The 13,514-nt window shown below is 59.2% G+C and carries 9 protein-coding genes and 1 pseudogene; 4 read left to right on the top strand and 6 right to left on the bottom strand.

What is annotated here, in order from left to right; genetic code table 11:
* Positions 1 to 118: 118 nt before the first annotated feature.
* Positions 119 to 1,123 carry a 1-aminocyclopropane-1-carboxylate deaminase/D-cysteine desulfhydrase gene (locus FHP24_RS26615; RefSeq protein WP_139679281.1) on the top strand — a complete coding sequence of 335 codons (1,005 nt, stop codon included), beginning with the start codon at positions 119 to 121 and terminating at the stop codon, positions 1,121 to 1,123.
* Positions 1,124 to 1,241: 118 nt separating this feature from the next.
* On the opposite strand, the gene FHP24_RS26610 is transcribed toward FHP24_RS26615, so the two are convergent.
* The 5 genes from FHP24_RS26610 to FHP24_RS26595 form a co-directional block, all read right to left on the bottom strand.
* Entirely contained in the window at positions 1,242 to 2,564 is a 1,323-nt protein-coding gene (locus FHP24_RS26610; RefSeq protein ID WP_139679280.1) for an NAD(P)/FAD-dependent oxidoreductase, read from the bottom strand.
* A 30-nt stretch (positions 2,565 to 2,594) separates the two neighbouring features.
* On the bottom strand, positions 2,595 to 4,427 hold the full coding sequence (locus FHP24_RS26605) for an ABC transporter ATP-binding protein (protein WP_180356147.1): 1,833 nt from the start codon (positions 4,425 to 4,427) through the stop codon (positions 2,595 to 2,597).
* On the bottom strand, positions 4,427 to 5,260 hold the full coding sequence (locus FHP24_RS28875; protein WP_246091956.1) for an ABC transporter permease: 834 nt from the start codon (positions 5,258 to 5,260) through the stop codon (positions 4,427 to 4,429). The genes FHP24_RS26605 and FHP24_RS28875 overlap by 1 nt, the downstream gene beginning before the upstream one ends.
* On the bottom strand, positions 5,257 to 6,204 hold the full coding sequence (locus FHP24_RS26600) for an ABC transporter permease (RefSeq protein WP_139679279.1): 948 nt from the start codon (positions 6,202 to 6,204) through the stop codon (positions 5,257 to 5,259). Before FHP24_RS26600 ends, FHP24_RS28875 begins: the two co-directional genes overlap by 4 nt.
* Positions 6,205 to 6,321: 117 nt before the next feature.
* Positions 6,322 to 7,851, bottom strand: coding sequence for an ABC transporter substrate-binding protein (locus FHP24_RS26595; RefSeq protein ID WP_139679278.1), 1,530 nt, complete (start codon positions 7,849 to 7,851; stop codon positions 6,322 to 6,324).
* A gap of 449 nt (positions 7,852 to 8,300) precedes the next feature.
* On the opposite strand from FHP24_RS26595, the gene FHP24_RS26590 reads away from it, so the two are divergent.
* The 3 genes from FHP24_RS26590 to FHP24_RS26580 all read left to right on the top strand — a co-directional run bounded on the left by FHP24_RS26590 (position 8,301) and on the right by FHP24_RS26580 (position 12,866).
* A complete protein-coding gene (locus FHP24_RS26590; protein ID WP_139679277.1) occupies positions 8,301 to 10,352 on the top strand; it encodes a hydantoinase/oxoprolinase family protein in 2,052 nt (683 codons plus the stop codon).
* The gene (locus FHP24_RS26585) at positions 10,352 to 11,992 is read left to right on the top strand and encodes a hydantoinase B/oxoprolinase family protein (protein WP_139679276.1); all 1,641 of its coding nucleotides are present in this window, start codon (positions 10,352 to 10,354) and stop codon (positions 11,990 to 11,992) included. The genes FHP24_RS26590 and FHP24_RS26585 overlap by 1 nt, the downstream gene beginning before the upstream one ends.
* Positions 11,993 to 12,122: 130 nt before the next feature.
* Positions 12,123 to 12,866, top strand: coding sequence for an IclR family transcriptional regulator (locus tag FHP24_RS26580; RefSeq protein WP_139679275.1), 744 nt, complete (start codon positions 12,123 to 12,125; stop codon positions 12,864 to 12,866).
* A gap of 134 nt (positions 12,867 to 13,000) precedes the next feature.
* Here FHP24_RS26580 and FHP24_RS28935 read toward each other — a convergent pair.
* Positions 13,001 to 13,389, bottom strand: a pseudogene (locus FHP24_RS28935) (integrase core domain-containing protein); the annotation flags it as partial.
* Positions 13,390 to 13,514 lie beyond the last annotated feature (125 nt).

Raw genomic sequence — 13,514 nt, 5'->3', positions numbered from 1 at the left:
TATTGCATGCCACAAATGAAAGCATCTTGCCAGCATCGATATAGGATATATTATATATCCAAGATCATCGCCGGTCGCATCCGACCCGCCGCACCCCGTGATTCAAGAGGAAATCTGCATGAAACTCGAAGCGATCCCCAGGCTCTCCCTTGGCTATCTGCCGACGCCGATCGAGAAGATGGAGCGCCTGAGCGCCGAGCTTGGCATTTCGCTTTCGGTCAAGCGGGACGATTTCACCGGCTTCGGCGGTGGCGGCAACAAGGTGCGCAAGCTCGAATACCTGATGGCCGATGCCGTCGCGCAGGGCGTCAAGGTGCTCATCACCACCGGCGGCCACCAATCCAACCACGCCCGCATGACGGCTGCTGCCGCTCGCAAATACGGCATGAAGCCTATTCTCGTCCTGCGCGGCAACCGTCCGGACCTCTATCAGGGCAATCTCCTGCTCGACCATCTTTTTGGCGCTCAGATCGATTTCCTCGATCCCGATGCCTATTTCACGCAGATCAACCCACGCATGGACCACCACGCTGCTGAAGCAGAGGCACGGGGCGAAAAGGCCTATATCATCCCGCTCGGCGGTGCGAGCGCACTCGGCGCCATGGGTTATGTCAACGCGGTCAAGGAACTCTCCGAGCAATATGCCGCCGCCGGCACGCCCGCTCCGCGCTATCTCGTTGCTCCTGTCGGCTCGGGCGGCACGCTTGCCGGTCTGCATATCGGCTGCTCGCTCTACTGGCCCGATACTGAAGTCGTCGGCATTGCCGTCACTGGAAGCGCGGTTCCGTTCAGCGAGCGTATCGCCGTGATGGCCAATGCCGGCGCGGACCTTCTTGACGTCAAGAAACGCTGGACTGCCGACGATATCCGTATCGAGAACGACTATATCGGTCCCGGCTATTCCATTCCTTCGGATGCCGGCAATGCGGCGATCAAGCTCGCCGGCAATCGCGAAGGCATGCTTCTCGATCCGGTCTACACCGGCAAGGCTTTCGCCGGCATCATTGGCTGCGTCGAGAAGGGCAGCATCGAGAAGGGCAGTTCCGTTCTCTTCGTCCATTGTGGCGGCTCCCCTGCTCTCTTCCCTTATGCAGGTCTGCTGACCAGCGATCTCGCTGACTGAACCAAAACCAGCAAACCGGACGTAACCGCCGGACACCCCTCCCCAACTAAACCTCCCATAACGCCAGAAGGCATATGGGAGGTCTTTTTTTGCCGTGACGGGAAATATCGCACGCAGATTAAGCTGCAATCGCCAGCTTCGGCCGAAGTCTCGAAATGTTGAACGGGGCGGGATCGACCAATTTATCGCCACCCATGACGATATCGGCCATCAGATGGCCGGCAGCCGGTCCGATGCCAAACCCGTGGCCGGAGAAACCGGAGGCGATGAAGAAGCCCGGCGTTGACGGCACGTCGCTGATGACGGGAACGGCATCCGGCGTCACATCCATCACGCCCGCCCATTCGTTGACGACTTGCGCCTTGGCAAAGGCCGGATAGGCGCGTGCGAGATTGGCAAGGGCCTTGCGGTTGAAGGATTTCGTCGGCAGCGGATCGAGAGTACGGATCGTCTCGAAGGCCGTCTTTTCATCCAGCGCCCAGCGTTTCGGCATCACCAGTTCGTCGACGAAGGATTTCCCGACACGGAGCTTCAGCTCCCGCCAGGTCTGGACGAAGGACGGCATATATTCGAAGAACAGCCGAAAACTGTCCGGCACGATATTGGCGATATTGGCATTGCGCAGCGCCACCGAATAATCGCCATCCAGCCGCTTTCTGTAGGCGAAATCCCCAGCACCGACCGGCATGTCGGAAATGCCTTCGATACCGGTCACGCGAGCAACCGTGCCCATCACCTTCAGCTGCGGAAAATCGATACCCATATTGCCGGCAAACAGCCGCGACCAGACACCACCCGCCAGCACGACAGACGAGCAGGTGATCCTGCCACGTTCGGTCACGACGGCGGAGATCCTGCCCGCCGAGCGCTCGACACCACGCGCAGCACACTGCGTCAGGATGTGAGCACCGACACGTCTCGCCGCATTCGCCATGGCGACCGTCGCCAATGCCGGTTCGGCACGCCCGTCGCTTGGCGTATGCAGACCACCGATAAGACCTCCTGACGACCCCGGCAGTAGTGCCTCGGTTTGCGGACCGGTCAGCATTTCGGAATTCAGCCCGTAAGCCTTGCCTTTTTCATACCAGCCGCCCCAGATATCCATGTCGCGCTTGTTGTAGCAGAGATAGGTGATGCCGGTGCGCCGCCAGCCGGTTTCATCGCCGGTGCGCTCGTTCATCTGAGACCACAGCCGCAGGCTTGCCATGGTCAGCGGGATTTCCGCCGGATCGCGCCCCATCTGGCGTGTCCAGCCCCAGTTGCGCGCCGATTGCTCGCCACCGATCACGCCCTTTTCAACCACGGCGACGGAGACCCCCCGCTCCGCCAGCGACAGCGCCGTGTTGATGCCGATAATGCCGCCGCCGATGACGACAACGTCAACATGCGCCGGTAATTCGGCATCGCCTTGAAACGGTGAAACAGGAATGGAGAGTGACATGGCTTTTGCCTCAATGGTCTATTTGAAAATTCAGGCAGCCCATTCCGGGCCGACCTCCTGCACGAGGTGACCGGGCGACACTTCGCGATAGGTGCGCGTAGGCACTACATAGTCGCCGGCGCGCACCGGGCTGCGGATCTCACTGTCGGTTATCTTGTGGCGATCGCGGCGACGCGACGGATCGGGAACCGGCACTGCCTCGATGAGACGGCGCGTATAGGGATGAACCGGATTGGAAAAAATCGCCGCCCGCGGTCCGATCTCGACGATTTCTCCCAGATACATCACCGCGACACGGTGGCTGATGCGTTCTACAACGGCCATGTCGTGACTGATGAAGATGAAACCGAGTTGCATTTCCTGCTGCAATTCCAGAAGCAGATTGACGACCTGCGCCTTCACCGACACGTCGAGCGCCGAAACCGCCTCGTCGGCGATGATCACGCTCGGCTTCAGCGCCAGCGTCCGAGCAACACAGATGCGCTGCCGCTGGCCACCGGAAAACTCGTGCGGATAACGTTTTGCTATATTGGGCGAAAGGCCGACACGGGTGAGCAGCGAGGCGGCAATCTCGTCCCGCTGCGTTTCCGTCGCCAGTTTGTGAATGCGCAGCGGCTCGGTGATAGCCCGGCCGACAGTCAGGCGCGGATTGAGGCTGGAGAAAGGATCTTGAAAGATCATCTGCACCGAACGGCTGAGCGATTGCCGCGTGTCGCTGCGCATCGGCTTGCCGCAGATCTCCACTTTGCCGGCGGTCGGATGCAGCAGCCCGGTAACCAGCTTGCCGGTGGTGGACTTGCCGCTGCCGGATTCGCCGACAATCGCCAGCGTTTCCCCGCGCGCAAGCGTCAGGCTGACATTCTCGACCGCGTGCACACGCGCAGTCACCTTGCCGAAGATCGTTTGCTGTACCGGGAAGCGAACCGACAGATCTTTCACCTCCAAGAGGATCTCCGACATGTCGACGGTGGATTTCAGCACCGCGGCATCGGTAGCGAGGCCGGTATTGATATCGTAGATCGCAAACGGCTGCGGATCATTGCTGCCACTCATAGATCCCAGCTGCGGCACGGCAGAGAGAAGCGCCTTGGTGTAAGGATGGCGGGCATTGGCGAAGATCTCGGTCGTCGTGCCTTCTTCCACCACGTCGCCGCGATACATCACCACCATGCGGTCGGCGACTTCGGCCACCACACCCATGTCGTGGGTGATGAAGAGAACGGCCATGCCCTCTTCTTCCTGCAGTTCCTTGATCAGATTCAGCACCTGCGCCTGAATCGTCACGTCGAGTGCCGTGGTCGGCTCGTCGGCGATCAGCAGTGCGGGTTTGCAGGCAAGCGCGATAGCAATCATCACGCGCTGGCGCATGCCACCGGAAAACTGGTGCGGATATTCACCGTAACGCCGTGCGGCAGATGGGATATGCACCTTCTCCATCAACCGGATCGCCTCGAGCTTGGCTTCCGCCTTGGATATGCCGCGATGAGCGATGATGGATTCGGCAATCTGTTCGCCGATGCACATTGTCGGGTTGAGCGACGTCATCGGTTCCTGAAAGATCATCGCGATCTCATTGCCGCGCAGCGCCTTCAGATCTTTCGGCGAAAGAGACAGAAGTTCCTTGTCCCCCAGCCGGATCGAGCCCTCGATGCGCGTCGCCTGCTGCGGCAGCAGACCAAGCACCGACAGGGCAGTAACGCTCTTGCCCGAACCGGATTCACCGACGATCGCGACGGTTTCGCCTGGTGCGATATCGAAGCCGAGATTGCGCACGACCGAAGTCCATCCATCCTTGTTGCGGAAGGATATGTTCAGGCCGGAAATCGACAGGCCGGGCTTACTCGTGGTTTCGGCTATCGACATCACTGCCCCCTGATCTTGCTGGATTTCGGATCGAGCCTGTCACGCAGGTCGTCGCAGAAAGCGTTGAGGATGAGGATCATCGCCGTCAGCGCCGCACAGGGCCAGACCAGCAGCATCGGCGCCTGCGCCAGCGTGGCGCGGCCGGTTCCGATCATCAGTCCGAGGGATGGCGCGGGTGGCAGCACGCCGAGCCCGAGGAAGGACAGGCCGGATTCCAGCACCACGGTGACTGCGACAGTGAACGAAAACTGGACGATCAGTGGACCGGCGATGTTGGGCAGGATGGTGGAGAACATCACCCGCGCATTGCTCGCCCCCATGCTGCGCACGGCCTCGACATAATCCTGCGAGCGGACGGAAAGCACGCTGGCATGGGCAACACGGGTGAAGCTTGGCACGAAGACGATCGCAAGCACCGGAATGAGCGTTACCGGCCCCGGACCGTAAAGCGTCACCGCCAGCATGGCGAGCAGCAGAGGCGGGAAGCAGAGCACGATGTCGATGAACCGCATCGCCAGCATTTCGGTCAGCCCGCGGGAATAACCTGCCAGAACACCGAGCGCCGTACCGAAGATACCCGCCAGAACGGCCGCGGCGAAAGCTACGATCAGCGAGTTGCGGATTGCAAAGATGAGACGCACGAGAATGTCGCGGCCAAATTCATCCTGACCGAACAGATGCTGGGCCGATGGACCGGCAAAACGGGACGCGGTATCCATCAGCAATGGATCCTGCAGCGGCAAAACCGGAGCGAGAAGACTGACGATGAGCAATAGGGCCAGAAGATAGGCCGGGATCTGATCTGATTTGAATTTCGAAAAAGTTCCGGTCATTTGCGTACCCGCGGGTCAGTCAGGCCGTAAAGAACATCCACCAGGAAGTTAAGGCCGATGAAGAGTGCCGAGATCACCAAAATGACGCCGGTCACGGTCGGATAGTCACGGGCATTAACGCCGCTGACCAGCATTCCCGACAGACCCGGCCAGTTGAACACATATTCGACAAGCACCGTGCCGCCGAGCAGTGAGCCGATCTGCAGCGCGAAGATGGTGATGACGGGGATCAGCGCATTGCGAAGGATGTGGTGGAGAACGATACGGCGATCACCCAACCCCTTGGCACGTGCCGTGCGGACATAGTCGAGCGGCAGCACCTCGAGCGTCGAGGCGCGGGTGATCCGGAAGACGATCGCGGCTAGGCCGATACCGATGGAAAATGAAGGCATCAGCAGCAGCAGCATGTGTTTGCCCGGCGCTTGCGAAAACGCCACAAAACCGCCCGCCGATGTCAGCTTCAGCATCTGCGAGAAGACGAGAATGAGAAGCGTGCCCAGTACGAAAACCGGAATGCCCTGCGCAAAACCTGCCAGATAGGATGCGACGCGATCGAACGATCTGCCGGTGTGAAGCGCTGCATAGATGCCGGCCGGAATTCCGATGATGAGGCTGATCAGCGCTGCAAGCCCGATCAGTTCCAGCGTGCGCGGCAGCCGGCGGGCGATTTCCGCCGATACGGAACTATCGTCGACCATGGAGCGCCCGAGATCGAAGGAGGCAAGACCCTTCAGCTTTTCCACATACTGCTCGACGATCGGCCGGTTGAGCCCGAGATCCTCGCGGATCATCTGCACGGTTGCCGGATCGGCCGAACCGCCATCCTGTGACAGAAGCAGTTCGACGGGATCACCGGGCACGAAATGAATGGACATGAAAACCAGTGTCACGATCACCCATAACATGATCAGACTAGCAAACCCGCGTCTTAGAAACCAGAACATGAAGCCCCTATTCTCTCTTGGTCACGGCACAGGCCGCCGCAGTCATGCGACGCGGCAATCAATGCCATTTCGCTTCCACCTGCACGGGAATGCAAGCGGAAGCGCTGGGGAGATGTGTCAGGCAAGCGCCAGCTTGTCGAACAATGTTGCCGAGAAGGGCGACATCTGGTCCGGAAGCAGTTCGAGATTGCTGACGCTCTTGGCTCGGGCAAAACCGGTGGCGCGATAAGCGAGGCCGCAGAAGCTGGTATTGTCGCAGACCAGTTTGTCGACTTCGGCGTAAAGCGCGATACGCTTGGCTTCGTCGCCTTCCTGGCGGCCGCGTTGCAACAGGTCGGTCAGGCCCGGAACCTCGAAGTTGCGGCTTCGCAGGAATGTCTGAGTCAAGGACGGATCGATGACGGTTGCCGCCGCATCCGGATCGAGCGTATCGATGCCGATGCCCTGAACCGCGAAGTCGCCGACGCCGCGATTGCCCATCGTCACGCGGGTTGCCCAGTCCGGCATGGTCAGGTTCACCTTGATACCGATTTCCGCCAGATGCGACTGGACCAGCACGGCGATGCCGGAATGCATCGTATATTGCGAGGTGGCCAGAAGCGAGACCTCAAGACCGTTCTCGTAACCAGCTTCCTTCAGCAGGGCCTTTGCCTTTGCCGGATCATATGACCAGTAATTGGCCAATTCCTTGTTATAGTAAGGCGAGACCGACGGGCGCGGAACGCCGGCAAGCGGCGCGCCGCGGCCATAAAACATGGTGTTGACGATTTCCTCGCGGCGGATGCCGAAGGCGACGGCCTGACGCAGCTTCGGATCCTTGAACACGCCCGAACCGTTGAAGCTCAGATACATGAACGCACCGGAAGCCATGGCGTCGAGCTTGAGATTGGCATCCTTTTCGATCGTGTCCATCGCGCTCCACGGAACGTAGTCGATCAGGTCGACATCGCCCGCGGTAAGCGCTGCAACACGCAGGTTTTCATCCGCATAAGGAGTGATCTGCACGTCCTTGAAGGACGGAAGGCCTTCCTTGAAATAATGCTCCGAGGCCGTCAGCGAAATGCCGACGCCCTTTTCGGCGGAAACGATGGTGAACGGACCTGCGCCGATCCCCTGCTCCTGGCTGTCGGTAGAGCCGGCCGCAATGATAGCCAAGAACGGATAGGCCATGACGGAGGGAATGGTTACGTCAGGTTCTTTGGTGACGAGCTTAAAATTGCGGTCATCGACGATCTCGATCGACGCGACATGCGTCACCGGATCACGCATATATGCGCCGGAGCCTTCGGCCGCGATCTTTTCCAGCGTCCACTTCACGTCGGCCGAGGTCACCGGCTGGCCGTTCGAGAATTTCACGTCCTTGAGGACGAAAGCCCAGGTCAGGTCGTTCTCGCGCTTCCAGCTTTCCGCCAGTTCGCCGACCAGCTGGCCCTTGGCATCATAGGTGACCAGGTTGCGGTTGATCAGCGCGGACACGAGCTGGCCCGCGTAACCGACATTGATCCAGGGACGAAAATGCGACGGATAGGTGGACAGACCGACCCGCAGGGTCTTAGCCGCCGGAGCAGCAAAAAGCTGACCGGGAAGTGCTGCGGCGGCGCTGGATATGGCGAGATATTTGAGGAGATCTCGGCGGTTAACAATCATAGCAGTTCCCTCTTTTATGGCCTGTCTGTTTATGGCTTCAAGGCACGGCGCGCATGTCTTCATGCTTTCGCGGATGCCTTGCTGATCAAGCATCAACCTGTTTAGTCACGCTTCTCGCATCATCTTTTCCACCCGATGACGGAGCTGCGGCTTCAAGGAAATCCGAAAGGCCGAGGCCTGTGGTTCCATGCGGTCAAGCTAAGAACCAGAAATGAAAATCGTCAAGCAAATTCCTATAAAAGGGCCAAATAATTATCTTAAGTCCAATTATCGGAATAAAAAAGCTGCGGCCAGCAAATAAATGTCAAAAATACGCCTTTTAATCCTATTATAGGAATATAAAATAATAGATGATCCATTTATTGGAATTTAGTTGACAGTTTTTTTCTTCGGTTCTTACATGAAGCCACTTCGGGGCGACACAGCCTCAAAACAAGAAGGGGAACTTCATGGTCTGGCGCATTGGCGTGGATTCCGGCGGTACGTTTACCGATGTATGTCTGTTTGAAGAGAACACCGGAGAGGTGAAAATCTGGAAGGTGTCGTCCACCCCGGACGATCCTTCCCGCGGCATTACCCAAGGTGTGGAAGAAGGTCTTCGCGAAGTCGGAACCACGGCTTCCGACGTTGCCTTTCTCGGCCACGGCACCACCGTCGCCACCAACGCGCTGATCCAGGGCCGCGGCGTGGAGACCGGCCTGATCACCACCGACGGCTTCCGCGACCTGCTCGAAATCGGCCGCCAGAAGCGCCCGGACCTTTACGATATCCAGGCCGACAAGCCCGATACGCTGGTCAGCCGCGATCTGCGCATCGGCGTCAAGGAACGTGTCCTGTCGAACGGCGATACCGAAATTTCGCTTGATGAGGAAGAGTTCCGCGCAGCCGTACGCGAGTTGAAGAAGGCCGGCGTCAAGTCGGTCGCAGTCTGCTTCCTCTACAGCTTCCTGAATTCCGAACACGAGGCGATCGCCGGGCGCATTCTCGAAGAAGAGTTCCCGGAAGCCTTCTCCGCGCTGTCGCACAGGATCGCCCCGGAATTCCGCGAGTTTGAGCGTCTGTCGACCACTGTCGTCAATGCCTATCTCGGCCCGGTGATGAAGGGTTATGTCAATGCGCTCAGCGGCAAGCTGAAAGACCTCGGCATTTCCGTCGCCCCGCAACTGACCCAGTCCAATGGCGGCGTCATCGGTTTTGATGCGGCTGCGGACCTGCCCGTCCGCACCGTACTGTCAGGCCCGAGCACCGGCGTGGTCGCCGCACAGGCGATCGGACGCATGACCGGCATCGAAAACCTCATCACCTTCGATATGGGCGGCACGTCGAGTGACGTGGCTCTTCTGGCTGGCGGCAAATGCCAGGTCGTCAACGAATCCGTCGTGCATGGTTATCCGATCAAGGCTCCGATGCTCGACATCCATACGGTCGGTGCCGGTGGCGGCTCGATTGCGTATGTTGACAATGGCGGCTTCTTGAAGGTCGGCCCCCGCAGCGCCGGCGCAAATCCCGGCCCGTCCTGCTACGGTCTCGGCAACCCGGAGCCGACGGTGACGGACGCCAACGTGCTTCTGCAGACGCAGAACCCGAAATACCTCCTCAACGGCCGCATGAAGATTGATCAGGAACTGTCGCGCGCCGCGATCCAGACGCTGGCTGACAAGCTCGGCATGGGCGTGCTGGAAACGGCAAACGGCATTCTCGATATCGTTGCCGCCAACATGGCCAAGGCCATCCGCGTCATCAGCGTGCAGCGCGGCCACGATCCGCGCGAATACACCATGGTCGCTTTCGGCGGTGCAGGCCCGGTTCACGCCGCGCGTCTGGCAAAAGAACTCGGCATGAAGCGCATCCTCATTCCCCGCACGCCCGGCGTCCTTTGCGCGCTCGGCCTGCTGATGACCGACCTGCGCACCGACTTCTCCTCCACGCAACTCACTCGTCTGGACGAGGCAAGTGCAGACGGCATCGGCGAAATCTACGCAGCCCTCGAGGCCAAAGCCTATGCTTGGTTCGAGAGCGAAGGCATTGCCCCACAGGCGCAGCAGATCTCCCGCACGGTCGATGTCCGTTACGCCGGCCAGAACTACGAGATCTCGGTCCCGGTTCCGGCAGGACAGGTCACGGCTGCAACCTTTGCGGCGATCGAAGAAGCATTCCTCAACGCCCATCGCCAGCTCTACGGCTTCATTGCAGAAGGCGAGCCGGTGCAGATGGTGACGTTCCGCTTGGCCGCAAGCGGACTTGTCGAAAAGGCGCAGTTCCAGCCGGCGGAAATCGAAGGCTCGGATTCGTCCGCGGCGATCACGGGTTCTCGCGAAGTCTGGATGATGGAAGCCGGCGGCTTCGTCACCGCGACACTCTACGACCGCGCCAAGCTGAAAGCCGGCAATGTCGTCCACGGTCCCGCAATCATCGACCAGATGGATACCACCACCGTTGTGCCGATGGATACGACCGCGACCGTCGATGCCTATCTCAATCTCATGCTTGAGGCGAAGTGATGCTGAACGTCAATCAGGAACAAACCACGGCCATCAACCCGATTACCGTCGAAGTGATTGCCAGCGCTTTTGCTTCGACCGTCGAGGAGATGGGCGAAGCGCTCGTCCGCGCCAGCTATTCCACCAATATCAAGGAGCGCCGCGACTGCTCGACTGCCCTCTTCGATGCCAATGGCGCAATGTTGTGCCAGGCCGAGCATATTCCCATGCATCTCGGCAGCTTCATCGGCTTCATCCCCTATCTGATGCACACACCCGGTCTGGAAAACATCAAGCCCGGCGACATCTTCATCGGCAACGATGCCTATGAGGGTGGCGGCACCCACCTGCCGGATATCGTCATGGCCTCACCGATATTCGTTCAGGGGCATCTCGTGGCTTGGGCCATCAACACCGCCCACCATTCCGACTTCGCCGATCGCGGCCATGCGCATATCTATCAGGAAGGCCTGCGTATTCCGCCGGTGCGCCTCTACAAGGAAGGTGTGCTGCAGGAGGATATCCAGCGCCTCTTCTTACTCAATTGCCAGGTTCCGCACGAACGCGTCTCCGACCTGCGCGCCCAGATGGCGGCAAACCGCCTCGGCATCACCCGCCTCAACGAACTCTGCGATAAATACGGTCTGGACACGGTTCTTGCCGCGGGCGCAGAACTGATGAACTATGCGGAGCGCAAGATGCGCCTTGGCATAGCCTCGATTCCCGACGGCACCTATTCATTCAAAGATCGTTTCGACAGTGAAGCGCTTGTCGGCGAACTGGAATTCGGCGTGACGATCGAAGTCAGGGGTGATGAAATGCACCTTGATTTCGTTAGCCCGCCACAGGTGCGCGCCGGCCTCAACGTCGTCTATACCGCGCTTCTGGCAACTGTATATTACGCGGTAAAATCGATCGTCGATCCGACGATCCTGCCGAATGCCGGCCTCGCCCGCCCGATCCATGTGACGGCGGAAGAGGGCAGCCTTCTGCGTTGCGGCCATCCGGCGGCAGTTGACGGGCGCATCACGGCCTGCCAGCGCGTGGTCGATCTGGTCCACGGCGCCTTTGCGCAGGTCATCCCGCACCGGGTAACCGCCGCTTCTAACGGCTCCGTCGGCGTCGCAAGCTTCAACGGAACCCGTCCCGACAAAAGCCTCTGGGTCTATCTCGAAACCATCGGCGGCGGTTCCGGCGCGCGTTGGAACAAGGATGGCCTAGACGGCGTGCATGTGCACATGACCAACACTTCCAACCTTCCCGTCGAGGCGCTCGAAAACGAATACCCGATTACGCTGCTCCGTTATGAACTGGTGGACGGTTCCGGCGGTGCCGGCACGTTCCGCGGCGGCATGGGCCTTCGCCGTGTCTACCGCGCAGAGGCAGATTGCCGCGTGCAGGTCATGGGTTCGCGCCTGATCTCCGCCCCCTGGGGCATAGATGGCGGGCGGGAAGGCGCGCGCGGTTACTTCACCCTCAACGGCAACCGCGACGTCTTCGTCGATGGCTCGACAGACCTCAAGGCCGGCGACCTGCTGGAAATCGTCACCCCCGGCGCGGGCGGTTACGGAACACCGAATGGCCGCGAAAAGACACAGGTTGAAAGCGATGTACGCCAAGGACGAATGACAGCTGCCGAAGCCGAATCGGTTTACGGCTAAAGCCTAACCCTGGTTGCATTCCGCCCGGAATTGACAAGCCGGGTGGAAACGTTTCACAGCTTGAACCCGTATCGGCCTGCACTGTTAAAGACCATGCAGGCCGATACACTGCCTTTGGAGGACTCAGGGATTGAGCGCGGAAAAGAAATCGTCGAGCAACGTCATGCGCGCAGCCGAAATCCTCATGGCACTGGGCGATGCCAATCCACCGGGATTGACGCTTTCCGATCTTGCGGCAAAGCTGGACGACGCCAAATCCGCCGTTCACCGAGCGCTTGTGGCGCTCAGCCAATTCGGCCTTGTCGAGCAATCGGGGCGGCGGGGCGCCTATCGTCTCGGCCCCGGTATCTATGCGCTGGCGAACAAGTCGCATAGCATCAACGACATGGTGAACTTCTACCGTCCGGCGCTGATCAGCATCAGCGCCGAAACAGGACTTTCCAGTTACCTCATGGTGCGCTCCGGACTGGATTCGGTCTGTCTGGATTTCGCGCTTGGAACCTTGCCTATGCAATCCCTGTTCCAAGGTGTCGGAGGTCGCCTGCCGCTTGGTGTCGGCCTGGGTGGCGTCTGTGTCCTGGCACAGATGGATGAAGCTGCCCGCGACAGGATCATCGAGATCAATACCGAGCGCTATCGGGAATGGGATGTGGATGTCGAAATGGTGATGCAGGAAATCGCCATGCTGAAGACCGAAGGCTATGCCTTCGGCACAAGAAAACATGCTGGTGGCGAACTCAAAACGATCGCCATCTCCGCCGAAAAGGCAAATATATACAACAGCCAAGCCGCAATTTCACTTTTGCTGCCAAACGATATGGGTAGATCCGAATTACTGACGATGGCAAAGACATTGGAGAAGCATCTTCATTAAAGAGTTAACCAACGCGATGACTGTGGAGATATCTCGGTGTACGGGGTCCAAGCTTTTCTGCCACTATAGGCAAAGTGAATAGCGCCTTCGGATAAGAAGAGGCTCGGGAAATCCTCACAGTGAGTGACCATGCCCTAAGTTTTATCCAGTTTTAAGTTCGCGCCGCGATTTTTGGTTTCGCTAGCTCGGGCGGTAGCCCGTGGATTGTTGTGCGGAGTCATTTCGGCTGCGCACCACTGCATCACGCCGCGGGTTGCTGGTCCGAGCGAACTCGGCCGGTATCAGCCAGCCGAGGCCAGAATGTGGTCGATGATCGTTGTAATCGTTGCTTCAGTCAGGGAGCACTGATCAAGCACTGTGTCAGTGCTGAGAGGAGCATTTCATTCAAGAACTCGTCGCGCAGCCGACCATTGAAGCTCTCAATGAAAGCGTTCTGGAGCAGTTTGCCGGGTGCGATGTATTGCCAATCGACTGTCGTCCGGTCGGCCCATTGCGGGACCGCGTTGCTGGTGAACTCACTGCCGTAACACCTTCGGAAGTTTGCGTTGAATGAGGCTTTGACCAGTTGCGTAGCCCCTATCAGGCGAAGCAGGTGGTCATAGCCGGGCCTCAGGTCTCACAGTGGTTTTGCGAAGCCACACTGTAAAA

Origin of the sequence: Aliirhizobium smilacinae (genome assembly GCF_006335145.1) — a bacterium.
Lineage (GTDB): Bacteria > Pseudomonadota > Alphaproteobacteria > Rhizobiales > Rhizobiaceae > Neorhizobium > Neorhizobium smilacinae.
This window is presented reverse-complemented; position numbering and strand designations above follow the sequence as displayed.